General features: G+C 49.6%; 17 protein-coding genes and 3 tRNA genes. 10 read left to right on the top strand and 10 right to left on the bottom strand.

Annotation, left to right across the window (positions count from 1 at the left end; all coding sequences use genetic code 11):
- Nucleotides 1–172 precede the first annotated feature (172 nt).
- The 4 genes from MEALZ_RS17035 to rlmH form a co-directional block, all read right to left on the bottom strand.
- The gene (locus MEALZ_RS17035) at nt 173–3,991 is read right to left on the bottom strand and encodes a YhdP family protein (RefSeq protein ID WP_014149899.1); all 3,819 of its coding nucleotides are present in this window, start codon (nt 3,989–3,991) and stop codon (nt 173–175) included.
- 477 nt (nt 3,992–4,468) lie between these two features.
- Nucleotides 4,469–5,923, bottom strand: coding sequence for a ribonuclease G (gene rng, locus MEALZ_RS17040; RefSeq protein ID WP_014149900.1), 1,455 nt, complete (start codon nt 5,921–5,923; stop codon nt 4,469–4,471).
- Nucleotides 5,920–6,495, bottom strand: coding sequence for a Maf family protein (locus MEALZ_RS17045; protein ID WP_014149901.1), 576 nt, complete (start codon nt 6,493–6,495; stop codon nt 5,920–5,922). Before MEALZ_RS17045 ends, rng begins: the two co-directional genes overlap by 4 nt.
- Entirely contained in the window at nt 6,492–6,962 is a 471-nt protein-coding gene (rlmH, locus tag MEALZ_RS17050; protein WP_026130333.1) for a 23S rRNA (pseudouridine(1915)-N(3))-methyltransferase RlmH, read from the bottom strand. Before rlmH ends, MEALZ_RS17045 begins: the two co-directional genes overlap by 4 nt.
- Before the next feature lie 108 nt (nt 6,963–7,070).
- On the opposite strand from rlmH, the gene MEALZ_RS22845 reads away from it, so the two are divergent.
- The 7 genes from MEALZ_RS22845 (at nt 7,071) to MEALZ_RS17080 (ending at nt 13,463) form a co-directional block, all read left to right on the top strand.
- On the top strand, nt 7,071–7,322 hold the full coding sequence (locus MEALZ_RS22845; RefSeq protein ID WP_162472986.1) for a hypothetical protein: 252 nt from the start codon (nt 7,071–7,073) through the stop codon (nt 7,320–7,322).
- A 102-nt stretch (nt 7,323–7,424) separates the two neighbouring features.
- A complete protein-coding gene (locus tag MEALZ_RS17055; RefSeq protein WP_014149903.1) occupies nt 7,425–8,192 on the top strand; it encodes a hypothetical protein in 768 nt (255 codons plus the stop codon).
- 278 nt (nt 8,193–8,470) lie between these two features.
- Nucleotides 8,471–9,487 carry an AAA family ATPase gene (locus tag MEALZ_RS17060; RefSeq protein WP_046061661.1) on the top strand — a complete coding sequence of 339 codons (1,017 nt, stop codon included), beginning with the start codon at nt 8,471–8,473 and terminating at the stop codon, nt 9,485–9,487.
- 117 nt (nt 9,488–9,604) lie between these two features.
- Nucleotides 9,605–10,438: a DUF58 domain-containing protein gene (locus tag MEALZ_RS17065; RefSeq protein ID WP_014149905.1), complete on the top strand. Its 834-nt coding sequence runs from the start codon at nt 9,605–9,607 to the stop codon at nt 10,436–10,438.
- Nucleotides 10,439–10,450: 12 nt separating this feature from the next.
- A complete protein-coding gene (locus MEALZ_RS17070; protein WP_206742858.1) occupies nt 10,451–11,530 on the top strand; it encodes a hypothetical protein in 1,080 nt (359 codons plus the stop codon).
- Nucleotides 11,521–12,534 (top strand): vWA domain-containing protein, encoded by a 1,014-nt coding sequence (locus MEALZ_RS17075; RefSeq protein ID WP_014149907.1) that lies wholly within the window; start codon nt 11,521–11,523, stop codon nt 12,532–12,534. Before MEALZ_RS17070 ends, MEALZ_RS17075 begins: the two co-directional genes overlap by 10 nt.
- A gap of 59 nt (nt 12,535–12,593) precedes the next feature.
- Nucleotides 12,594–13,463, top strand: coding sequence for an ion transporter (locus tag MEALZ_RS17080; protein WP_014149908.1), 870 nt, complete (start codon nt 12,594–12,596; stop codon nt 13,461–13,463).
- A gap of 320 nt (nt 13,464–13,783) precedes the next feature.
- Here the strand turns inward: MEALZ_RS17080 and MEALZ_RS17085 are convergent.
- The 5 genes from MEALZ_RS17085 to cysS form a co-directional block, all read right to left on the bottom strand.
- Nucleotides 13,784–13,859 (bottom strand) — tRNA-His (locus MEALZ_RS17085).
- Nucleotides 13,860–13,884: 25 nt separating this feature from the next.
- Nucleotides 13,885–13,961, bottom strand: a tRNA-Arg gene (locus MEALZ_RS17090).
- Nucleotides 13,962–13,965: 4 nt separating this feature from the next.
- Nucleotides 13,966–14,042 (bottom strand) — tRNA-Pro (locus MEALZ_RS17095).
- A gap of 641 nt (nt 14,043–14,683) precedes the next feature.
- A complete protein-coding gene (gene fchA / locus MEALZ_RS17100) occupies nt 14,684–15,313 on the bottom strand; it encodes a methenyltetrahydrofolate cyclohydrolase (RefSeq protein ID WP_014149909.1) in 630 nt (209 codons plus the stop codon).
- A 49-nt stretch (nt 15,314–15,362) separates the two neighbouring features.
- Nucleotides 15,363–16,751 carry a cysteine--tRNA ligase gene (gene cysS / locus MEALZ_RS17105; RefSeq protein ID WP_014149910.1) on the bottom strand — a complete coding sequence of 463 codons (1,389 nt, stop codon included), beginning with the start codon at nt 16,749–16,751 and terminating at the stop codon, nt 15,363–15,365.
- Nucleotides 16,752–16,933: 182 nt separating this feature from the next.
- Between cysS and MEALZ_RS17110 the strand changes: the two genes are divergently transcribed.
- Nucleotides 16,934–17,446 (top strand): peptidylprolyl isomerase, encoded by a 513-nt coding sequence (locus MEALZ_RS17110; protein ID WP_014149911.1) that lies wholly within the window; start codon nt 16,934–16,936, stop codon nt 17,444–17,446.
- Nucleotides 17,447–18,168: 722 nt separating this feature from the next.
- Nucleotides 18,169–18,894, top strand: a complete 726-nt coding sequence (lpxH, locus tag MEALZ_RS17115; protein WP_014149912.1) for a UDP-2,3-diacylglucosamine diphosphatase — start codon at nt 18,169–18,171, stop codon at nt 18,892–18,894.
- A gap of 421 nt (nt 18,895–19,315) precedes the next feature.
- On the opposite strand, the gene MEALZ_RS17120 is transcribed toward lpxH, so the two are convergent.
- Nucleotides 19,316–21,754 (bottom strand): cation:proton antiporter, encoded by a 2,439-nt coding sequence (locus MEALZ_RS17120; protein WP_014149913.1) that lies wholly within the window; start codon nt 21,752–21,754, stop codon nt 19,316–19,318.
- Nucleotides 21,755–22,017: 263 nt separating this feature from the next.
- Here MEALZ_RS17120 and MEALZ_RS17125 point away from each other — a divergent pair, with 263 nt between their 5' ends.
- A complete protein-coding gene (locus tag MEALZ_RS17125; RefSeq protein ID WP_014149914.1) occupies nt 22,018–23,871 on the top strand; it encodes a methanol/ethanol family PQQ-dependent dehydrogenase in 1,854 nt (617 codons plus the stop codon).
- The last annotated feature ends 173 nt before the right edge of the window (nt 23,872–24,044 follow it).

Genomic DNA, 24,044 nt, shown 5'->3' on the forward strand with positions numbered 1-24,044 from the left:
TTCGTTCAATACTTACCCTTATGAACATTATACCTTTCGCACTTCAAGCCTGGGCGATGCTTAAAAAGGTAATGGGTTCACGACGTCCTTTGACAAGCAACCCGGTGCCGAATTTTGATCTACGATGGGTATAACTACCCTGTTTTTATACTCCGCGTATACCGGGAAGTCCTTAATCGTTATTTTCCGTCCACGGAAAATCGGTAAGTCCTTGCCAGGTTTTGTTAAACAAACCGTCGCCTTCACGCAAAGGAATTACCTGCGGCTCTTCCCAAGAACCTATGATTCGGTATTGAGACCCGAAAAAAAAGCCCTCCTGGTAATCTTTCGTCACTGCCTTGGCAATCAAACCGGCTAAACGACCGACAATTGTACCAGCAATGGGAACCGCATCGGAACTTTTAGGCACGACTCGAACTTGTTGATCCAGCGTTTTATCGTTCAAATTGGCGTTCCCGGAAAGCGTTATTTTTGCCGGCACGGCGTCGACTTCTAAATTTGTGGTACTGGCAATGCCATCGGCAAAATGGATACGTCCCTTGATACTATTGAAGGTTAACCCTTCCTCGTAAACATCGCGAAAATCCAATTGCAATCGTTTAACCCACTGTGAAAACGCTATGATACCCAATACCCGCCCCAATCCAGGTTCTATGCTGAGCAATCTACCGTCCTTTAACTCGATATCCACTTTACCTCGCAAGCGCTCCAATGAAAATTGATAAGGAGCCCCATTCCAATTTAGATCGAGTTTTGCGGCAATACGGGTTTCTTTCATACTTTCATAAAGCCCTAACTCATTAAGCAACCGACCGAACTGCCGGCCGTCGAAAGTACCTTTTAACTCAGTTGTAGAGCCCAATCCTTGATTGATCCAACGCCCGGTCAGATTCATTGTTTCATTTCTATCGGAAACTGTAAGTCGCTGAAAATGCAAGCCTTTAGGTATGCGTACGGTTCGCAACACCAATCGCCCGATATCGCTTGAGCGCCAAATCACTTTTTCGCTGTCGATATTGAATAACGGTACATTTTCCATGAGGTTATCGGTCCCGCCTTCCAATTTAATGCGGCTCATCGCCGTCAGATCGATAAACTCCATGGTCATCCGTATGCTATCCTCACCCGACCGGTCAACAGGTATACGCAAATCCCCCTTGGCCGCCGAACTATCGATCTTACCTACCCATACCTTGCCGCTACGAGTCAACATTAAATCCAGACGACCTAAGTCCATGAATTTATTAATTAACTGACGGGTTTTTACTTTGATTTCGTGTACAGGCATCGGCTTCTCTTTTGCGACACCGCCCCTATCGATAAAACTAAGCCATTCTTCGAGATTCATTTGATCACGATTCGCTTCGAGCTTAATAATCGGGTCATCCGGATAATCCACCACACCGGCCCCGAACAGAAAATGCCCCGAATGTAACGCCTGCTCCGCTATCTCAATCTTGAATGCGGCATTCAATTGATTGTCGTAATTTAATCTAACCGGTAACAATCGCTCGTCGCTCAAATCAAAAACGAGCGATAAGGATCGAGACTGGTCTTTACTTTTTGCGAGTCCGTCGGGCAAGGCCAGCGATAAGCCTCTCAAGTCCGAATTGACCGTCAATTGAGTCGCGCGATTGTCATCGCCCGGCAACACCAATTCCAACCGATAGTCGGTATTGCCTTCAACAAGACCCCACCATGGTAGCTTAAATTGATTTTGCAGATCCTCAACGGCACTTTGCCCCACGACTTTAATCGTAGTTTGTTTCGATTCGTTTTCGATATTCACTCGAATCGGGCTCCCCAACGCAACCGCCTGCATATTGTCGGCGAAAAGCCCCTGTTCGTTGAATTTTAAAGTCCCTTTGATGTTGCCTACCGGTAAATCGAATGAATGCACGACGAGCGAGGCATGATCGAACGTCGCTTCGCCATCGACCTTAATCGGTTTCGGCCCTACTAATGGGATATCGAGATCGAGTTTAACAGATGTGTTTCCGGTAGGCGTTATTGCGGCTCGCAACGCCCCAACCGATGAACCGATCGGAGTTTGCTGCAGAAAATCCAACGCGTTAATAATGCTGCCCTCGGCCACGCCGCTGACCAGAAGATTGGGCTCATCATTCAGCATTGGAATAGTTATTTCGGCTTGCCTAATCGAGCAATTTGCAGTTTCGGCTTTTTTGATATCGACCTTGAGCGACGGCCCGTAAAACAACACCTGCGCATCAACTTTGGTCAAATTCGGCCATTCCGGGTCGTAATTCAACGTCATATCGGAAACATCGAACAAGACTTCGAAAACGCCCTGACTTTCAGCAAAGGGGTAACTCTCCAACTCGCCGGAAAACAACAATCCGCCTCGCGGAATACTGCCTGAGATAAAAGCGCGGTCTAACCAAGAGAAAGTATCGGGATCGATACTCCCTACCGGAAGGTAATTTTTAACCTGACCAAGATCGGCAACCGAAAAAGCACTCTGTAATTCCAGTACGGGCGAGGCTTCGCTTTTGGGCAGTGTTAAAAACAAGCGGCTAATCGTTGACCCAGCCGGCACATCCAGCATTATTTGTTTGCTGGAAACAATCCAAGCATCGAGCGTTTGCCGCCAGTCGATCCGCCCTTGCAGACGTTCGAACGATAGCGCTTGGCGAAACACTCCATTCGGCGCTAACTGCGATTGGCCGGTCGCCAATTGCACCATGCCGCGCTCGTCATTGCCGCGGATATATCCGGTTAAACCGAAAAATCCCGGAATGGAATCGAACCCGGCAAATCCTAAACCGGAAAATAGACCATCGGCGGCAAAGCGCTGACTGTCAATATCGACAAAAAGCGTAAAATCATCCACATTTCCGGACAACTTGAGTGCCGTCAACCGTTCCGCCTGTTCAGCCGGCAATAAACCTGGCCAAGCCGCCAGCTCGGAAATATTCATCATATCCAGACGATGCGCCGACAATGCCAAACGCTTGAACGCATTTTCTGCATCTCGCTCAACAGCCAAACTGAACTGCGTGTCGGCCCAAGGCCGCCGATTATCTTCTACAGCCAATCGAGCAACATCCAGCGCCAAGCGTCGGCCATCATCGCGCCACCTAAAGAGCGTTTCCAGTCTATCCAGCACCAAAGCACTCTTAGCCTTAAACTCCAATGCCACGCGCGACAAATTAATCTCGGCCACCGCTTCGGATATTTGACTTTTTTGCCAATGCGTCCAAAGCTTCAGATCGCCAACCCCGGATGCAATACTAACATCCGATAGCGATTCGCCCGCCATAATCTCGGCCACGTCGACCCCGGTTCCTTCAAAATACACCTTGCCGTCGATATTACCGGGTTCGAAAAAGTTGCCATTCAATTCCATCGACACGCGCAATGTATGACCTAAATTTTCGGGCAAGCCCGTTAGCAGATGAATTTGATGTCGGTCACCATCGTTTTTGATTACCAAATCGACTCGTTCAAATTGAATGGGTTTGCCGCCACGCATTTCGTCTTGCCAAGCGATACGGCTATGCAACAGCTCAAACTTCCCTCCCTGCAGCAACCACAACGGGTAATCGGTCTCGCCGCCGGCTTGTAAGCCGCCTAGTGTAAAACTACCATCCGGTTTTCGCTGTATCGACACATCGGCACCGATAATCGATATCCATGATGCCCTCCAAATTTCTCGCGTCCAAAGAACACGCCATAAACTGATATTTAAGCGAATCTCTTCAAAATTAACCGGCGTCGAGAGGCTTTTGCCATCCTCATCCAACACATTGATATCTTTTAGCATTAACATCGGTGTGATGCCTCGCATACCGGTCATTATTCGACCGATTTGAACCGGGGCATCAACCAGCATCCCAATTTCTCGCTCTAATTCGAACTTATAACTTTCCAGTCCGCTCATTAGTAAACGGACTGCCGTCAAGCTTAATGCCGAAGCAATCAAAGACCAAAAAAGCAGAATTCGCGTGGCCCGCGTAATGTGATGAATCACTTAGCTAAAAACTCGTTAATGCGATATTGAAAAACTACATGAGTCGTTTGAAAAATAAAAAGTATTCAAGGCATTTCCTGATTAGCAAGTTTCTTCAGCTAAAGCCCAAAGATCAGCATATCCCTAGCAAGACGGGGTTCGCAAGCCATGCGCGTCAAGCTAAAAACGGCCAACCCACATCACGCTATTTCCCAAGCTCCAGCTTGGGAAAGACAACCCCGGAAGCTCCAGCTTCCTGAGACCGACACAACCTTCGCACATTCTCAATCAACCCCGACTCGCTCGTTCAATCTTTCTTGATTGTCGGGAAGCTAGAGCTTCCTGAACAGGTTACCCAAGCTGGAGCTTGGGTAACAGCATAATTTAGTTTTTGCGACTACGGCTGGCCCCTGCTCGGACACTTGGCTTCGGCAAGCTGAAGCATCTTGCTAATCAGGAGGCATTTTGTATGAATAACTCAATCAACATCAACCGAAATCATAACAACACGACGTCATATTGTTCCTGATTATATTCACCCTCGGCTCTAAACTTAATCTGAATATTCAAAAACGCCTCGAGTTCCGCAAGCATATCGGCTTCCTCATCGAGCAACATTTCGACGACTTCGATCGAGGCCAATACCATCAGTTTCCGAACTTTGTATTGCCTGACCTCGCGAATGATCTCGCGAAATATCTCCAGACATACCGTTTCGGCGGTTTTCAGAACACCGCGCCCGCCACAAGCCGAACAGGGTTCGCACAAAATATGCTCGAGACTTTCCCGAGTCCTTTTACGGGTCATTTCGACCAAGCCGAGCGTAGAAACCTCGGTAATTTTGGTCTTCGCATTATCCTTTTCCAAATGCCGTTCCAAGGCTTGCAAGACTTGTTTTCGATGCTCATGGCTCTGCATATCGATGAAGTCGATAATGATAATGCCGCCTAAGTTTCGCAATCGTAGTTGGCGAGATATCGTCTGAGCCGCCTCCAAATTGGTCTTAAAAATCGTCTCCTCAAGATTACGCCCGCCGACATAACTGCCGGTATTGACATCGACCGTCGTCATCGCCTCGGTTTGATCGAACACCAAGTGTCCTCCTGATTTCAATATGACCTTACGATCCAGCGCACGCTGAATTTCCTCTTCGACGCTGTAAATATCGAAGACCGGACACTCGCCGGTGTAATGCTCGATCACATCGACGATATCGGGCACGAATATTTTCGCGAATTCAACTAGCTTGAGATAAGTTTCCTTAGAATCGACGCGCACCCGCTCGATACCCTCTTTGTATAGATCCCTCAACGTTCTGACACTCAGCGGCAAGTCCTTATGAATGAACTGCTTGGGCTGAGCGCTATTAATGCTTTCCGAAATTGTCGTCCAAAGCTTGAGTAGGAAAGTCATATCGGAATACAAAACCGCTTCCTCGACGCATTCGGCTGCCGTACGCGCAATAAAGCCTCCGCATTGGTTTTTTTCGCGAAACGACTCAAGACAGGCACGAAGCCTAGCACGCTCGGCATCGCATTCGATCCGTTGAGACACGCCGCAATTATTGGCATAGGGCATATAAACCTGAAAACGCGACGGAATCGAGATTTCGGTGGTTAACCGCGCGCCTTTAGTGCCGATTGGGTCCTTGGTCACTTGCACGACGATATGCTGCCCCTCGTGCAGATAGCTTTCGATATTCGCCGACCCTTTTTTTTCCAAATCTTTACTACATAAATCGGACAAGTGTAAAAAAGCGGCTCTGGACAAACCGATATCGACAAAGGCCGCTTGCATGCCGGGCAACACCCGGCATACTTCGCCTTTATAGATATTACCGACCAAGCCGCGCTGACGACTGCGCTCGATGATCAGTTCCTGCAAAACGCCGTTTTCGACGACGGCGACACGAGTTTCCGGCGGCGTGACATTGATTAAAATTTCTTCACTCATTTGAAAATCGTTATCCCTTGTTTCGCTAAAAGTTCAGCCGTCTCGAACAGCGGCAAGCCAACCACGCCGCTAAAACTGCCGGTAATCGATTTGACGAACACGCCGCCTAAACCCTGAATCGCATAAGCACCCGCCTTGTCGGCCGGCTCGCCGCTTTCCCAATAGCGGATGATTTCATCTTCGCTGATATCGCGGAAACTAACCTCGGTAACATTGACGGCTTGCCAGTGCTCGAAGCCTCTAAGCGATATGGAACTAAAAACCTGATGCGTTCGTCCCGACAAAAAGCCGAGCATTGCCAGGCAATCGGCCTTATCCTTCGGCTTGCCCATAATCCGTCCATCCAAGATCACCGCCGTATCGGCGGCTAGAATCGGCAGCCTTGCACCGCTCCGCTTCAGCGCCGCGGCCGATTTTTCGGCGGCAATGCGTCGAACATAAGACAATGGTGCTTCTCCTGAATAAGGCGTTTCGTCGATATCGACCGGAAACACCTTAAAACTGACTCCGATTTGCGTTAACAGTTCCTGACGGCGCGGAGACGCCGAAGCTAAAAGGATTTGCGCACTCATTCGCGGTGATAGGGATGGTTATTTAAAATACTCCAGGCACGATAAATCTGTTCGGCAACGATCACACGCACCAATGGATGCGGGAAAGTCAACTTGGACAGACTCCAGGATTCGCGCGCCAATTGTTTCGCATCATCGGACAAGCCTTCCGGGCCGCCGACCAATAAGGCGACATTCCGCCCGCTTTCGAGCCATCGTTTCAAGGCAACCGACAATTCCGGCGTCGACAAAAGCTTCCCGGGGACGTCTAAGGTAACGACATGCGCGTCTTTTGCGATCGCCGCGATCATTTTATCGCCTTCGTCCTTAACTATCCGGGCCGAATCGCTATTTTTCCCTCGCTTGCCCGGCGGGATCTCCTTGAGCACCAATTCGCACTCTCTCGGCAGCCGTTTAGCGTATTCATCATAACCCGCTTGCACCCAAGTCGGCATTTTATTGCCGATAGTAATCAATTGTATTTGCATGCGCGGAGCATACACAGAAGCCCCATAGCGCGCAATAAACAAACGCTATCGTTTAATGAGACGCATCAAATAAAGCCTTGAACAATGGGAAGTCTTACCGTAATACTCATGAAGAAGCCGTCATCGCCCCGGCAAATGAAAGTTCGAGGCGGAACGGAAGGTGCGGTCACTCGCCCGACAGGACGCCGTAAATACGTCCATGTAGGCTCGACGGCGGCTCGATCGCCAAGGAAGGCGCGAATGCAGATTTTGCAGGAGCAAAAATCTGCCCTGCCGCCGACGCCTGTCGGTCGAACAACCGCACCCTCTCCAGAAGCGGCATTGGTTCTGTCGAGCGCCGTATATCGAAAAATTAGATAAAGAATCTCAATCTACGAACTTTCACAGTAAAATTAGCCTTTCTGCACATCTGATATTTTAACAGTTGAACTATAATTTCAATTTTTACGACCGATCTGCACCATGGCTACCAGTTCCTTTTTCGAGCAGCTATTTAAATGGCTCTTCATTGTCGGCGCATTACTGACGGTCGCGCTTTATTTCAAAAAAGACCGTTTACCGGAGCCGACTTTTTACGATCTCGGTTATCTAGACGAACCGGTTCAAGCCAAAATAAACGCCGAGCCGTTCAAAACTCACGTCAACGATCAGGAATATACGATCACGCCTTTGTATGACTATGAGTTACACGGCGTCGTCGTCAGTTACAGTGACGCCGATGCCTTCACCAACATCTGGCATCACAAACGCTGGCAAGACTTTTTGAATCTTCGCGACTTATGCGTGATCTGGGGTAAAAATGTCGGTTCCGGCGTTTACCGGCAAATGAAGTTTCATAACGATAGCTGGACATGCTGGGCATCCTGGCAAGACTACGAGACAGGCTCTTTATTCAAGATGAACGCTCTGTCGAACAATCATTTACTAACAGACGACGACCGCATCAAAAAAGCGCTGATGTCTGCCGAACCGGGCGACCATATCCGTTTCAAGGGCGTATTAGCCGAATATGCCAACAAAAGCAATAATTTCTTTCGCGGTACCAGCATTACCCGAGACGACACCGGCAACGGTGCTTGCGAAACGGTTTACCTTAAAGAATTCGAAATCGTCAAAAAAGCCAACCGAGGCATTCGCAAACTTTACGGCCTAACCAAATGGTTGACCATCGTTTCTTTTTTCGGTTTTCTTATCTTCTTTGCGATTGCACCGGTTAGAATCCGGCATTGACCGGAGCAATTCATTGACAAACAGGCTTTGATGGCTTTATATCTTTCGCACTTCACATTTTGGCAATGCTCGAAGAGCCGCCGAATTTTGATCTCCAATGGGTATATTCACGGCGTCTTGCCGGGCGAGTGACCGCGCCCTCCGCCACCCAAGAACTATTTTGCCGGGGCGATGGCCGGGCCTTCATGAACGAGAGGTTAAAGCTCTACCCAAATAATCCCAACCGGCAGCCCTTTGCCGAATTAATGCTACCGATAACACTTAAACTAAACACCATAATGACCGACCGAAACCTAGCCGATTGGCATAACCGCGCCGCACTGTTCGAACAGGAAATCAACACAGCCGTGATCGGACTCGAACGTCCGGTACGACTCGTCACGACCGCGATATTCGCGCGCGGCCATGCGATGCTCGAAGGCGATGTCGGAGTTGGTAAAACCACCTTGCTTAGAGCCGTTGCACGCGGCATCGGCGGCGCCTATGAGCGCATCGAAGGCACCATCGATCTGATGCCGAACGACCTGGTCTACCACACCTACATCAACGAAGCCGGCAAACCGCAGGTCGACCCCGGGCCGATCCTGAAACACGGCGAGGAGCTATCGACCTTCTTTTTCAACGAAGTCAACCGCGCCCGACCCCAGGTCCATTCATTACTGTTGCGCGTGATGGCCGAAAAATCGGTCACGGCTTTCAACCGCGAGCATTATTTCCCGCATTTGCAAGTCTTCGCCGACCGCAACAGAGTCGAAAAGGACGAAACCTTCGAAATACCCTCTGCGGCCCGCGACCGTTTCATGATGGAGCTAAAAATAGAAACGCCCGAAGACCCGGCCCTGCAGCGCGAATTGATGTTCAATCCGAGATTTTACGATGTCGACGCATTGATCGAGACGATTCAGCCGGGCATCCTACCCTACCGAGAATTGAACGAAATCAGCCGGCAGATTCAGCATCACATTCAAGCCAGCGAAACGTTGCAAAATTATGCCTTACAACTTTGGCAGGCGACCCGTTTCCCGAAAAACTTTTCGATTGCATTAGACAATGTCGACATGGACCGGCTAATCCTGGCGGGGGCCAGCGCCCGTGGTGCCGGCATGCTGATGCGCGCGGCGCGAGTGACGGCATGGCTAAACGGTCGTACGCACGTCTTGCCGGAAGATATCCGCGAAATTTTCCATGAAACGATCGCGCACCGTGTGTTTTTCAACCCGACTTACGAATTGAGACGTACACTGCTCGCCGAACAGCTCAGCCAAAAAATACTGCAGCAGGTAGCGGCGCCCTAAGAAAATTTGCTCCAATCCATTTGTACGCGAAACTTAATCGGATGATGTCCTAAGAATTTCATCATTTATCTTTCCGCTCACTGCTCACAACTAACCGCTTACTACCACAAGCCAACGATGCTCGAAGAATTTCATTATCAACTGCCTTGGCGCACCGCGAGCGCGCACCCTGGTCGTCATGCCGGCAAACACAGCGGCGGCGAACACGAGTTTCACGGGCATGCGCCGTTGATTGCCCGTCCAGAAGCGCACAATATCGATATTCATGCCAGTCTGCTCGACCCGTTCGGCCAATTCATGGTCAGGACTTTTCGCCAGCGCGGCCTGATTTCGGTCAACATCATTGCAGATTTATCGGCATCGATGAGCTTTCACGGCAAAATGAAAACCTTGGCACGGTTTACCGAATTGACGGCTTATTCGGCCTATCGCAGCGGCGATCATTTCGGCTTTTTCGGCTGCGGACAGGATTTACTGCCGGACTTTCATCTACCGCCTCGCTGGTATAAAGGCGGCGCCGCCGAACTCGTAGACCGGCTCGGGCAATTCGACCCCGGCGACAGCCATTGCCGAAGCCTGCTCTCGATCGCCGAGCATTGCCCCCGGCATCGCTCGTTGATTTTTCTAGTCTCCGACTTTCATTTTCCGTTGCATGAAACCGCCGAGATTTTCGATTCGCTGTTGAAACACGACGTGATCCCGGTCGTATTATGGCATCCCCAAGAGTATCGCAATCTGCCGGAATGGGGCCTGGTGCGCCTGGAAGATCCGGAAACCGGTAAAGACCGGCAATTACTGATGCGTCCGGCGCTGAAACGCAAAATCATCGCGGCATTCGAGACCCGGCAAGAACGGCTCAAGCATTTGTTTACGCGCTACGGCCGCCAAGCGTTTTTTCTCGACGACACCTTTCAGGCCGACCAGCTCACCCATTATTTCTATGAACAATAAACACTTAGAAATATGCACAAAATAACTTCTACAATTAGCAGGCTTTGCGGAGGTTCGGTGACTCGCTTGACAGGACGCCGTGAATACGTCCGTGCAGGCTTGACGGCGGCTATCCCTGCCGCCGACACCAGCCAATCGAGCCACCGCCCCCCTTTCCAACAGTTGTCTAAATTGTTTCATGCTCGTTCCTTAGCTCATTTTTACTTATGGCTATTGCTGTATTTATCGGGCGCCATGACCGCAAACGCGGCCAGCATTGAAATCGAACTCGATACGCCGCGTAACTACGGCTACAGCCTTGGCGACAAAATCACCCTGACGGCCCATATCGGGGTACCGTTATTCTATACACTGGAATCCGGCTTTCTGCCGGCCCCTGGCCCGGTCAACGAATGGCTTAGACTTGATAGTATCGAATCAATACCAAACAAATCAGGAAAAGACTACTCGCTTGCGATCACCTATCAGGTCCTCAAGAGCGTACGCGCCACCGAGGAATTGACGATCCCGCCATTGCCGATTCGCTTCATGCACCGAGGCAATCCTGAAATTGAAACGCTTCCGCCTTGGACTTTCAGTTATCATCCGCTGATTCCAATAAACAAAGCCGACCGCGACATCGAGCCTGAACCGGAAATGCCGCCGCGCCTGATCGATGCGACTTCGCACAGCCGCGCCTTGACTTATTTGCTCGGGGTATTTTCAATTATATTGCTCTATATCGTGTGGTTTTACGGCAAAATCCCGTTTCTCGAACGTTACAGCGGCTCATTCGGCAAAGCCTGCCGGGAACTCAAAAAACTCAAAAAGTTGCCGCCATCGAAGGCCGTGACCTTACAGGCCCTGCAATGCTTTCATCATGCCTTGAACGAACTGGCCGGCGAAACACTCTTTGCCGGACAATTGCCGGACTTTTTTCAAAGTCATCCGAAGTTTTTACCGCTTCGAGAAAAGACCGAAGCTTTATTCGCCATTTCGCAGCAACTCTTCTTTGCCGAAGCCGCTAGCGAATTACCGGCAATAAGTCCGGCTCAAATCGAGAAACTGTGCTTGCTATACCGGAAGCTCGAAAGGAGCGGTCGATGGATTTAGCGCTAAGTCATCCCTGGGTACTGCTGTTTTCACCACTGGCCTTACTGCCGTTTTTCGGCAAGCATCTAACCGCGCTGCGTTACTCAAGCCTGTCGGTATTGCCGTTCGACCCTTTGTCGTTTTTGTTGTTTACACTATTGAAGTTGATCGGCGCCGGCGTCATTCTGTTGTTGCTGATTGCACTTTCGGAGCCCTATCTCAAGGAACAAACCGTGCAACGACTCGGCCAGGGCGCCGAAATCGTCATCCTACTCGACCGAAGCGCGAGCATGAACGAAAACTTCGCCGGCCGTTATTTCGGCGGCGCGGCAAAAGAAAGCAAGATCGCGATTGCCCGAGATTTACTCAGCGATTTCATCAAACGCAGAAAAGACGATTTTTTCGGCATGATTTCGTTCAGCACAGCGCCCATTCATGTCATGCCGTTGACCCAAGACAAAACCGCGATTCTGGCCGCGATCGACGCGACCCGGTCGCGCGGCCGAGGCGTCACCAACATCGCACCGGGTCTCGCGATGGCGTTGGACTATTTTCAGGAACGTCCGTTGACCGGATCGCGCGTCATTTTACTGGTATCTGACGGCGCCGCACGCATCGATCTCGAAACGCAAAGCACGCTGACCCAGTTGTTCCATCAATACAAGGTCATGCTGTATTGGGTTTATCTGCGCGACGACAGAAGCCTCGCTCTCGATAGCAAGCCAACCAATGCAAACGAAACCACCTCGCCGGAATATTTTCTGCATCAGTTTTTCCAAAGCATCGGCATACCATACAAAGCTTTCGAAGCTCAAAACCCGGAAGCACTTCAAAACGTCATCGACGAAATCGGTCGCCTCGAAAACAAGCCGATTCAATACACCGAAAAAATAGCGCGGCAGGGCCTTGCAGAGTATTGTTATCTACTGGCAATCAGCGGTATTTTGATCTTGCTGTTTGCCCGCTATTTCGAGCTAAAGTCCGAACGCCACCTATCCGAATCGAATTCTTTCTCCAACCGATAGCCTTGTCGTTAGCGGCTAAAGTAGGTCTTCTCATTAATTAAAACCCCGTAAACGCCGCCATGACCACTCAACCGCCTCCGAAACACCCTCGCATCCATGAAGAGAGCCCTACCTCGGCTTGGCGGCAAACCTTGAACCGGATCATTTTCGGCGCTGAAACCAAGGCAGGGAAGGCTTTCGACGTTGTCTTGATCATCATGATCTTACTCAGCATCGTCACAGTTATGCTTGATAGCGTCGAAGCGATCCGTAATCAGTATCGGCAACTGTTCTATTTATCGGAATGGTTTTTTACACTGCTATTCACATTCGAATATATTTTACGCCTACTTTCGGTACGCCGCCCCTTGCTATATGCCCAAAGTTTTTTCGGCTTCGTCGATCTGCTTTCGATCCTGCCGACTTATTTGGGACTGCTGATTCCCGGCGTCGAATATATGCTGACATTGCGAATCCTACGATTGCTGCGCATATTCAGGGTCTTGAAGTTATCCGAATACATGCGCGAAGCCAACGTTCTTCTGATTGCACTGAATAATAGCTTTCGGAAAATTGCAGTATTTTTGTATACGGTCTTGACTCTGGTCGTGGTATTCGGCGCACTAATGTATATCGTCGAAGGCAGCGAAGCCGGTTTCACGAGTATTCCCAAATCTGTCTACTGGACCATCGTCACAATCACCACGGTCGGTTATGGCGACATTTCGCCACAAACCGCATTAGGACAATTACTCGCATCGACAATCATGATCATGGGCTACGGAATCATCGCCGTGCCGACCGGCATTTACAGCGCGGAACTGATGAAAAGCCACAAACAAAGCCGAATAGATAACCGACCTTGCCCCGATTGCGGCGCGACCGGCCACGACTTCGACGCCGTCTATTGCAAATATTGCGGGCATCGGTTGAATCCAAGAGATGAGTAAAGCCCCTGTGTCTCCAAGACGACATACTGCTCTTTACAGATCAAAATTTGGTGCGGGGGAACTGTCAGTAGACGCCAGGCGGGGCTAAATTCTGCACCCTCGACAACCGCTAGATTATAGCTTTCGCACTTTAAATTTCGGAAGTGCTAAAGAAGACGCCTAAACGATGAGCGATAAAATCTAGACACAACGAAGATATAAGGCTAACAGCGAGAAAACAGGCTTTGAAAGGCATTGTACATGGCGCAACGTCGACACAGTTTTGTGTCACAGGAGACAATGTGAAAGCGGAGGGAGAGAGCTAAGGGGTTAGATTTGGGTGGGGTGAACGACGGGGCTCGAACCCGCGACAACCGGAATCACAATCCGGGGCTCTACCAACTGAGCTACGATCACCACAGAAAAGTGTTTCAACAGGAGATGGCACGCTTGGCAGGACTCGAACCTGCGACCCTCGGCTTAGAAGGCCGATGCTCTATCCAGCTGAGCTACAAGCGCAGTGTGGTCGGGGTAGAGGGATTCGAACCCCCGACATCCTGCTCCCAAAGCAGGCGCGCTACCAAACTGCGCTATACCCCGATTGACCTTCGTGAATGAGCTCGAATCTTGTCTAACTATCCACCCGTGAAGAGCTGCGTATGATAAAGACTCTCATGACCTTCGTCAATAGATTTTTTTAATCTTTAACAATAATCTCAAAAAGTAATTCAACCTAAATTCGGCAGTTTAACCATGAAGCGCATAAAGTTCATGAAGGGTTTCAAGGAATTACTTAAACATTCTCGCTAACCTTTTTGGTGAGCGAAAGCTCTATACAAACGTATAACAAGTTATTGGTAACTATTCAGTCCCCCGGCAATTATCGTTCCCGCGCTCTGCGCTCATCGTTATATACCTTTTGTACTTCAAATTTCGGCAGCGCCTGACTGAAGGAGGCACCGGGCTGTGCGGCAAAGGCTTTGCCAGCATGGAGCTGGCATAGAGCCTACAGGGAGGTATTCACGGCGTCCTTTGACGAATACCCCGGTGCCGAATTTTGATCTACGATGAGTATACCTAAATTGTAGGGTACGCTTCGCGTACCTTCGTGCCGTTAAGCAGCGAATTTCTAGCCACATCAAACCATGAGAGCTTGGTTAATATTGGAGGGACTGCCATGGCACGCACAGCGTACCTCAAAGAGATGTGTATAACGGCAAACGCTCGGCGTTCGGTTGCTTCTATAGCCTTTCTTTTACAATGCGATAAACATCATCGACTGCTTGTTCGGTGCCTTCCAAAATCGATTCGAGTTCCTGAGCCTTACGATCGGCAAATTCCTTGTCTTTCAAGCTACCGACATTGATATAGACATTCAATGCCGCGCTTTTCAATCCGGCGTAAGCGGACATGACCGCGACGCCCGCATCGCTAATGACGCCGGCATTGCCTTTTTCGGCGGCAATTCGGCATAGATCGATCGCTTCGAAGCAAGCTCGGGCACATTCAAGCGGCACTTCGGTCGCTTCTTTCAATACGGACTGTATCGCTTCGGAACGAGCCGCCTTTTGTTGTTCAGTCTCTTTCGGCATGCCGTAACAAGCCATCAACCGGTCGAAGACGTCGACGTCGGCCTTGATCATGCCGGTTAGGCGTTCGCGTAACGCTTCGGACCTGTCCAATAGTACGCCCATTTCCGCTTCGACTTCGGCGTATTTCGGCTTGCCTATCGTCAAGTTGCACACCATGCCGACCAGTGCTGCCGCTTGCGCGCCCATCAACGCAGCGGCGCTGCCGCCGCCCGGTGTCGGCGTCTTGCTGGCCAATTCATCGAGATAGGTTTGTAACGATTTGTCTTTGATATTGGTCATGGATCGATTTGCTTATTTTGTCATTAAAGTCGTGCCGCTTCAGCGACGTTTACTCCCGACGCCAGTTAGTGCCTCCGCCAGGAACGTCTTCGAGTATCACGCCTTGCTGCTTCAGTTGATCGCGAATTTTATCGGCTTCCGCCCAATTCTTGTTCTTTTTGGCGTCGATTCGCGCCTGTATCAGCGTTTCGATTTGCTCGGCCGTCAAGCCTTCGGCTTGGTTATCGCCTTCTTTCAAGAAGCGCTCGGCATCGTCTTGCAATATACCCAAAACGCCGCCCAGCCCCCTTATGGTAGCGGCCAATTGACTTGCTCTTTGCTTATCGGAGTCTTTGACTTTATTGAGTTCTCTAGCCATATCGAACAGTACCGACAACGCGACCGGCGTATTGAAGTCATCGTCCATCGCTTCTCTAAAGCGCGCCTCGTAATCGGCTTCGACTTCGAACTCGCCGGCATCGATACCACGTAACGAGGTATACAGACGGGTCAACGCGACCGCCGCCTCGTCCAGATGTTCGTTGGAATAATTCAGCGGACTGCGGTAGTGGCTAGTCAGGATGAAAAAACGCACGACTTCCGACCGGTAGCGCTTTAATACTTCGCGAACGGTAAAGAAGTTACCCAGCGATTTCGACATTTTTTCTTCATTGATGCGCACGAAACCGTTGTGCATCCAATAGTTGACGAACTTTTCGCCGGTCGCACCTTCCGATTGCGCGATTTCGTTCTCGTGATGCGGAAACTGCAAATCCATGCCGCCGCCGTGTATGTCGAAATGATTACCCAGGCAACCGGTCGACATCGCCGAGCACTCGATATGCCAGCCGGGGCGCCCCTGACCCCACGGCGACTCCCACGCCGGCTCGCCAGGCTTGGCCGCTTTCCATAGTACGAAATCCAGCGGATCTTGTTTGGCTTGTTCGATCTCAACTCGCTCGCCGGCTTGTAACTCGGCTAGGTTTTTGCCGGACAAGCGTCCGTAGTTGCTAAATTTCGAAACCGAATAAAATACATCGCCGTTAGAGCCGACATAGGCTATGCCGTTCGCAATCAATTTTTCGATCATTGCCAGGATTTCAGGAATCGATTGGGTCGCTTTAGGCTCGATGTCTGGAGGCAATACAGAAAGTGCGCGTTCGTCCTCGTGCATCGCCTCAATGAAGCGTTCAGTAAGACTTTGGAAATCTTCACCGTTGTCGCGTGCGCGTTGGATGATTTTATCGTCAATATCGGTTACATTGCGCACATAGGTCAGGCTGTATCCTAAATAACGCAAATAACGCGCGACGACATCGAATACGACCATCACACGCGCATGCCCGACATGACAATAATCGTAGACCGTCATACCGCAGACATAAAGACCGGCCTTACCTTCGAGACGGGGTTTAAAAAGTTCTTTTTGGCGCGTCAGAGTGTTATATATTTTCAACATGACAGATAAGGCGGGTTAACAACAAAACAGGGCAATGTACCAAGCCGGTGCTTCTCTTTCAAGACAAAAACACATAGAATTCTTGCTTAATTTCGTTACTCACGGGAACAACCATGCGTACTCTTTTAACTGCTTCCCTGCTGTTAATGACAGCAACCCATTCTTTTGCAAAGGAAAACATAATGACAGAACAAGTAAACAAGGTTAAACTCACCACGACACTGGGTGAAATCACAATTCAATTGAATCACGAAAAAGCACCGATCTCATCCGAAAACTTTCTGACCTACGTTAAAGATGGCTTTTATGACGGCACGATCTTCCACCGCATTATTCCGGGATTCATGGCGCAAGGCGGCGGCTTCGACGGCGATTTCAATCAAAAAGCCACGCACGAGCCGATCAAAAACGAAGCCGATAATGGTTTAAAAAACAACCGCGGCACTTTGGCAATGGCCCGCACACCCGATCCGAACTCGGCGACCGCACAATTCTTCATTAATTATAAAGATAATGCCTTTCTGAATTACACGAGCCCGACTCCGAACGGTTGGGGCTACGCAGTATTCGGCGAAGTGATCGAGGGAATGGATGTTGTCGATGCGATGGCCAAGCAACCTACCGGCAACCGCGGCATGCATCAGGATGTTCCGAAAACCGACATCGTGATCGAAAAAGCCGAAATCGTCGAATAAGACTTTTTTGCCAATGGAACACGGATGCTGCCGGCCAACATCCCACGCAAGCTTATCGTTCCCATGCTCTGCGCTCATCGTTATACATAAATTGTAGGGTACGCTGCGCGTACCAAAACATGAGCATTGCGGGGTTACCATGGTACGCACAGCGTACCCTACGCGGATCGCCTAGCGCTAGGTGATCCGCGAGTGTTAAGTGACAATAAATGGCATTGAGGTCTCGTTGGTTAAGATTGCGAAAAGGTAATTTTTGACTTATGTATAACGATGAGTGCTCTGTGTGGGAACGCTGCTTTAGACGCCCGGCGCGTCGACTGCGACAGTTAGGTTACTTGATAGACTTTAGGAAGCGCATGGGTTGGCTTTTGCTTGTTTTATCGGTCATCGGGGACGCAGAGCGTCCCGGGATACATTCCCACGCAGAGCATGGGAACGATAATTTAATGGGCAGTTTTTTGTTACAAAGTCCTTAGCCGCATTCGTGCTCCATTCCCTAAGGAACGAGCATGAAATAACGTCGACAACTTTGGAAGGGGATTCGGCGGCTCGATTGACAGGTGTCGGCGGCAGGGAAAGCCGCCGTCAAGCCTACACGGACGTATTCACGGCGTCCTGTCAAGCGAGTCACCGAACCGCCGCAAAGCCTACTACTTATAGAGGTTATTTTGTGCATATTCCTACCCCGCCTTCCCCCAGTTCAACGAGCCAATCTTTTGCCTATGCCCCGCGAAATCCATTTTATTTCGGACCTGCATATCTCGCTTGAAAAAACCGAAATCACCAAGCGCTTCCTATCTTATTTGGACCGACATGCGCCGCGCGCCGAAGCCGTGTACATTCTAGGCGACCTATTCGATGCCTGGATAGGCGATGACGACCCGACGCCGCCGAACGCCAAAATCAAAAGGCAGCTCAAACACCTGACCTCATCCGGCACGCAAGTCTATTTGCAGCAAGGCAATCGAGATTTCCTGCTCGGGCAACGATTTTGCGACGAAACAGGCGTGAATCTGCTAGGCGATTATGCCGCAATCGATTTGTTCGGAACACCGACCTTGCTGACTCACGGCGACCTGCTCTGCACCGACGACCTCCCTTATCAAGCGTTCCGCAAAAAAGCGCATACCCCGGAGTGGCAACAAAACGTACTTTCCAAGCCTTTATGGCTAAGACTAATCGCCGCACGCTGGTACCGCTTGCGCAGCCATTTCCACAAACGCGGAAAAACGCAAGACATCATGGACGTCAACCAACAGACCGTTATCGAGATAATGCGCGAACACGGCGTGTTGCAACTGATCCACGGCCACACACACCGGCCGGCGATCCATGAATTCGAAATCGACGGACAAAAGGCGAAGCGCTTCGTATTACCCGACTGGAAAAAAGGCAGCGCGCAAGCCCTATGCTGGACCAAGCAAGGCCATCGCCTCGAAGCCATTTAACCCCAACAAATAGCGAATCAATACCGCCACTCACCTTTCATCTTTCCCTTGATATAAAATAGTGAGCTGTGAGCAGTGAGCAGTGAGCAGTGAGCAGTGAGCAGTGAGCAGTGAGCAGTGAGCAGTGAGCAGTGAGCAGTGAGCAGTGAGCAGTGAGCAGTGAGCAGTGAGCAGTGAGCAGTGAGCAGTGAGCAGTGAGCAGTGAGCAGTGAGCAGTGAGCAGTGAGCAGTGAGCAGTGAGCAGTGAGCAGTGAGCAGTGAGCAGTGAGCAGTGAGCAGTGAAATGATGAGGCATTTCAATTACGTGTCAAGTCCTAATTTCCTCTTTCCTCTTTCCTCTTTCCTCTTTCCTCTTTCCTCTTTCCTCTTTCCTCTTTCCTCTTTCCCTACTCACTGCTGACCGCTGACTGCTAACTATCCATCAAGCATAACGCCCAAATTCCGCATCCCTTAGTCGGCCGGCCAAATCGGGAGCTTGCTGCGACAATTCAACAACCTGCTCGACCGATAAGCGTAGCACGGTAATATACGTTTTAGCCCTAACCGTCGCGGTTCTGATCGCCTTGGCCGATAACGCATGCTCGCCGATAAAGCTGCCTTTACGTAATTCGGCGACATGAAAGCTTTGCCCCTGCTCATCCTGTTTGAATACATTGACGCTGCCGCTGACTAATATATAAATACAATCGCCTTTGTCACCTTCATTGAACAAGGTATCTCCAGGCAAGAAACTAATATATCGCGCCTGCTCCGCTAAGCGTTTGATTACCGCCCTCGGCAACCCGGAAAACAAAGGGACGCTATCAAACCAATCATCTCGCTTAGCCAAACTCAAACTTGCTGTCATGGCCGGTAATTGTTTTTGCGCATCGAATAAACACTGCTCTAATCGCCGAAACACCTTAATCGACAATTTGCCTTGTTCGTATTCCTCGACAACCAACTTATGCGAATAAAGCAGCGCCACTTCTTGAAACAGCCTGTTTTCATATTGACGATAAAAATCCGGAAATAATTCGCCGAAGCGCTTTAAACGTCCTTGCCTTCGATGAAGACGGTTCCGATATATTTTTTTAATGATATTTAATTTGTCGCCGGATAAATTCGGATCGGCAGTTTTAAGTTTTTGCAAAGCGACATGAGCCATCAATACACCGGCAATATCATGACGAATGAGATTCGAAAACCGGCCGCTTTGGTATTTAATGAGCAAACCGAGCGTCCACTCGTATTTGCTTAAAAAGTGGATCATCGACATTTCAAACCGCAAAAACGGATTATTTTCATCTTTAGCAGATTCGATGAGCAACAACTCCTCTATCGTTTTCGCCCGGTCTTTTCTCAATAAATCCTGAAAATTAAAATAGGTGTAATAATTCACCAGACCGATATCGTGCAACCGCGCCAACTCATCCGTTTCGGCTTGCAATGCCAACAAATGCAATTGTTTTAACTGCTGATCCTCGGACATCGGCTTGTCGCTCGACGGCAATTTTTTGCGCAAACCAAAGACAACCGAATTTTGGATATCACTGTCAAGTAAATGCAAATTGGCAAAGTTATGCAAAACATCGTCGACCGAATACTTAAGCTGAATCATGCCTTGCTGTAACTCGAGCCACTCTTCGTTGCTCAATCGATCTATTTTCAACCAATGCATTAGCGGCCTAAGCGTGGATGCATTAACCAGCATACTCACCATCACAACGCCTAACGTCAACTCTTTCAATAATTGTTTATCAGCCACTGTATCGGGTATCGAGAAAGCAATCGCCACTGCCAAACCGCCCTTCAGACCACCCCACCACATGATATGCCGGCTAGCAAGATAAATTTTAGGCAACCCGAATAAATAGTTCGTAAACGGCATGAACGCATAAATACTCACGGCTCGCGCGATAGCCACAGCCATTACCGCCCACAAAATAGGGTTCCAATTACCGAGCAACGAGAATAGATCCACCGATAAGCCGATCATAATGAACAGCAGCGAATTAAATATTAAAACAATAACTTCCCAAAATTCTTTGACAACATGCTCGATGTCACCCGACAACCTCGGCAAGCCGACTATTTTAAAACATAACGCAGAAGCCAACACCGACATGACGCCCGACACATGGAAAATATGCTCGGCAACGATGAACGCCGAATAAGCCATAATCAGCGTAAACACTAAAATAATACTGCGTCCGCTTTGAGCCAGCCTAACTATCAATTCGCTAAATAGCAGGCCGCCGAAAACACCGACTCCCGCGCCGCCGACAAACACCCGGATAAAAGCCGGAACTGCCGATAGCGAATCGGCCCAGTCGTACTGTCCGGTCAAAAGAAAACCGAGTACGATATTAAATAATACGATCGCCGTGGCATCGTTGAATAACGATTCGCCCTCTACCAATACAGCAAGCCTTCGACTGACACCAAGTTCCTTAAACAAAGCAATCACGGCGACCGGATCCGTTGCAGAAATCAGTGCACCGAACAATAGCGCGACAAGCCAATCGAGCTGTAGCGACACCACCAGACCAAGGCCAACCAGAAATGCCGAAATCAACATACCCGGAATCGCCATCACGACAACCGGGACCAGATCTTTCAACAAGGCCCTCGCATCGAGTCCCATCGCGGATTCGAAAATCAATGCCGGTAAAAAGACAAACAACACCAATTCATGAGTCAACCGAAACCCACCCACAAAGGCCATTTGGTCGGTCAATGTGCTAATCAAATTAATCACTAAGCCCATCAACACCAACAAAACGGTATAAGGCAACCGCAAATGCCTGGTCAATCCGGCAATCACCATTGCAACGGTCAAAAACACCAAAACAACAGAAAGCAAGTAGGAAATTTGCATAATAGAAGGTTGTTGATACAATGAGCCTGATAAGCTGAAACCTAAGCTTATATTCCCGAACGACAGTGTAATTTAAAGGCTTGTCGTCTACCTTAAAAGTTGACTTTTAGGAAAAAATCCTTAAATTTACACACCTGGCGCGGCACTTGTTAGTTCTCCGGTAGAGAGAATGATCGTCGCCCCATAAATTACTTAAAACTAATATTAGTCTTAGAAATCATAACCCGTATTCTGTCGCGTAACAGGATACCAGGAGGAAATATATGAAGAAGCCTGTCAAAAGCTGGCTGATTGCTTCAACTGTCGCAGCCCTGCTTGCAGTACCTGCAGTATCTCAAGCGAATAGCGAAGTTGAAAAATTGACCCAAAACCCTGCGAACTGGGCGACTTGGGGCGGTAACTATCAGGGTACCCGTTACAGCGAACTCAAACAAATCAATACTTCTAACGTCAAAAACCTGCAACCGTCATGGACTTTTTCAACCGGCGTTCTGCGCGGTCATGAAGGCGGCCCACTGGTTATCAATGACGTCATGTATATTCACACACCATTCCCTAACACCGTTTATGCGATCGACCAAAAGTCTCAAGCGGTCATTTGGGAATATACTCCGCAACAAGACGCCGACGTCACTATCCCTGTAATGTGCTGTGACACCGTCAACCGCGGATTAGCTTACGGTGACGGTAAAATCTTCCTGCAACAATCCGATACCGTATTGACTGCGTTGGACGCTAAAACCGGTAAACGCGTATGGAGCGTGCAAAACGGCGATCCTAAATTGGGCATGACCAACACTCAAGCACCTTTGGTCGTTAAAGACAAAGTCATCACCGGCATCTCCGGCGGTGAATTCGGCGTGCGCGGCTTCTTGGCGGCTTACAACATCCGTACCGGCGAGCTGGACTGGAAAGGCTACAGCATGGGGCCGGATGCCGACACACTGATTAATGCAACAAAAACCACAACATGGAAAGACGGTAAAGTTCAACCTGTCGGCAAGGATTCCAGCCTTAGCACTTGGGAAGGCGACCAATGGAAAATCGGCGGCGGCACCACTTGGGGCTGGTATAGCTATGATCCTGAATTGAACCTGGTCTATTACGGATCGGGCAACCCTTCGACTTGGAACCCGGCGCAACGTCCTGGCGACAACAAGTGGTCGATGTCATTGTGGGCTCGTGACGCCGACACCGGCGAAGTCAAATGGGTTTACCAAATGACTCCGCATGACGAATGGGATTACGACGGCATCAACGAAGTCGCACTCGTCGATCAAGAAATCAATGGCAAAATGCGTAAAACCGCCGTCCACTTCGACCGTAACGGTTTCGGCTACACGCTGGACCGCGTCACCGGCGAATTGTTGGTTGCCGAAAAATTCGACAAAGCGGTTAACTGGGCGTCTCATGTCGACATGAAATCCGGGCGTCCGCAAGTCGTTTCTCAGTACAGCACCGAATACAACGGCGAAGATGTCAATACTGAAGGCGTCTGCCCTGCGGCATTGGGAAGCAAAAACCAACAGCCTGTTTCTTACTCTCCGCAAACCGGTTATTTCTATATATCCGGCAACCACGTTTGCATGGACTACGAACCGTTCGAGGTTGAATACACTGCCGGCCAACCTTATGTTGGTGCGACCTTGTCTATGTTCCCGGCCGGTAAAGATGCCATCACAGGAAAAGAAGACGGCTCTAATAACCTGGGTCAATTCACTGCATGGGATGCTACAACCGGTAAAATCATCTGGTCTAACAAAGAGCAATTCTCGGTATGGTCAGGTTCGCTGGCTACTGCCGGCGGTGTCGTTTTCTACGGCACTCTGGAAGGCTACCTGAAAGCGGTCGACGCAAAAACAGGTAAAGAGCTTTACCGGTTTAAAACACCTTCCGGCATCATTGGTAACGTCAATACTTGGGAATACGAAGGCAAACAATATGTCGGCGTACTGTCAGGCGTCGGCGGCTGGGCTGGTATCGGTATTGCTGCGGGACTCGACTCCGGCGAAGAATCTTCTAACTCTGAAGGTTTAGGAGCGGTCGGCGCATACAGAAGCTTAAGCTCTTACACTAAATTGGGCGGCACATTAACTGTATTCGCATTGCCTAATTAAGAAATTATCTGATTTTTAGATAGAAAAAACCCCGGTCGATTTTCGGCCGGGGTTTTTTTTTGACCGACACACCCCACAGAACCGGAACCCAATAATGCCTGCGTTGTAACTTAGCCTTTACGGCTCAGATACATTAAACTATTGGACCTAGTTCCGAACTCACCAGGAGAAAG

The sequence above is a fragment of the Methylotuvimicrobium alcaliphilum 20Z genome (assembly GCF_000968535.2).
In the GTDB taxonomy this organism is placed as follows: domain Bacteria; phylum Pseudomonadota; class Gammaproteobacteria; order Methylococcales; family Methylomonadaceae; genus Methylotuvimicrobium; species Methylotuvimicrobium alcaliphilum.

Coding starts and splice junctions, on each gene's coding strand:
- rng (WP_014149900.1), bottom strand. CDS start 5,923: ATGAGTGAAGAAATTTTAATCAATGTCACGCCGCCGGAAACTCGTGTC.
- MEALZ_RS17045 (WP_014149901.1), bottom strand. CDS start 6,495: ATGAGTGCGCAAATCCTTTTAGCTTCGGCGTCTCCGCGCCGTCAGGAA.
- rlmH (WP_026130333.1), bottom strand. CDS start 6,962: ATGCAAATACAATTGATTACTATCGGCAATAAAATGCCGACTTGGGTG.
- MEALZ_RS22845 (WP_162472986.1), top strand. CDS start 7,071: ATGAAGAAGCCGTCATCGCCCCGGCAAATGAAAGTTCGAGGCGGAACG.
- MEALZ_RS17055 (WP_014149903.1), top strand. CDS start 7,425: ATGGCTACCAGTTCCTTTTTCGAGCAGCTATTTAAATGGCTCTTCATT.
- MEALZ_RS17060 (WP_046061661.1), top strand. CDS start 8,471: ATGACCGACCGAAACCTAGCCGATTGGCATAACCGCGCCGCACTGTTC.
- MEALZ_RS17065 (WP_014149905.1), top strand. CDS start 9,605: ATGCTCGAAGAATTTCATTATCAACTGCCTTGGCGCACCGCGAGCGCG.
- MEALZ_RS17070 (WP_206742858.1), top strand. CDS start 10,451: ATGCACAAAATAACTTCTACAATTAGCAGGCTTTGCGGAGGTTCGGTG.
- MEALZ_RS17075 (WP_014149907.1), top strand. CDS start 11,521: ATGGATTTAGCGCTAAGTCATCCCTGGGTACTGCTGTTTTCACCACTG.
- MEALZ_RS17080 (WP_014149908.1), top strand. CDS start 12,594: ATGACCACTCAACCGCCTCCGAAACACCCTCGCATCCATGAAGAGAGC.
- fchA (WP_014149909.1), bottom strand. CDS start 15,313: ATGACCAATATCAAAGACAAATCGTTACAAACCTATCTCGATGAATTG.
- cysS (WP_014149910.1), bottom strand. CDS start 16,751: ATGTTGAAAATATATAACACTCTGACGCGCCAAAAAGAACTTTTTAAA.
- MEALZ_RS17110 (WP_014149911.1), top strand. CDS start 16,934: ATGACAGAACAAGTAAACAAGGTTAAACTCACCACGACACTGGGTGAA.
- lpxH (WP_014149912.1), top strand. CDS start 18,169: ATGCCCCGCGAAATCCATTTTATTTCGGACCTGCATATCTCGCTTGAA.
- MEALZ_RS17120 (WP_014149913.1), bottom strand. CDS start 21,754: ATGCAAATTTCCTACTTGCTTTCTGTTGTTTTGGTGTTTTTGACCGTT.
- MEALZ_RS17125 (WP_014149914.1), top strand. CDS start 22,018: ATGAAGAAGCCTGTCAAAAGCTGGCTGATTGCTTCAACTGTCGCAGCC.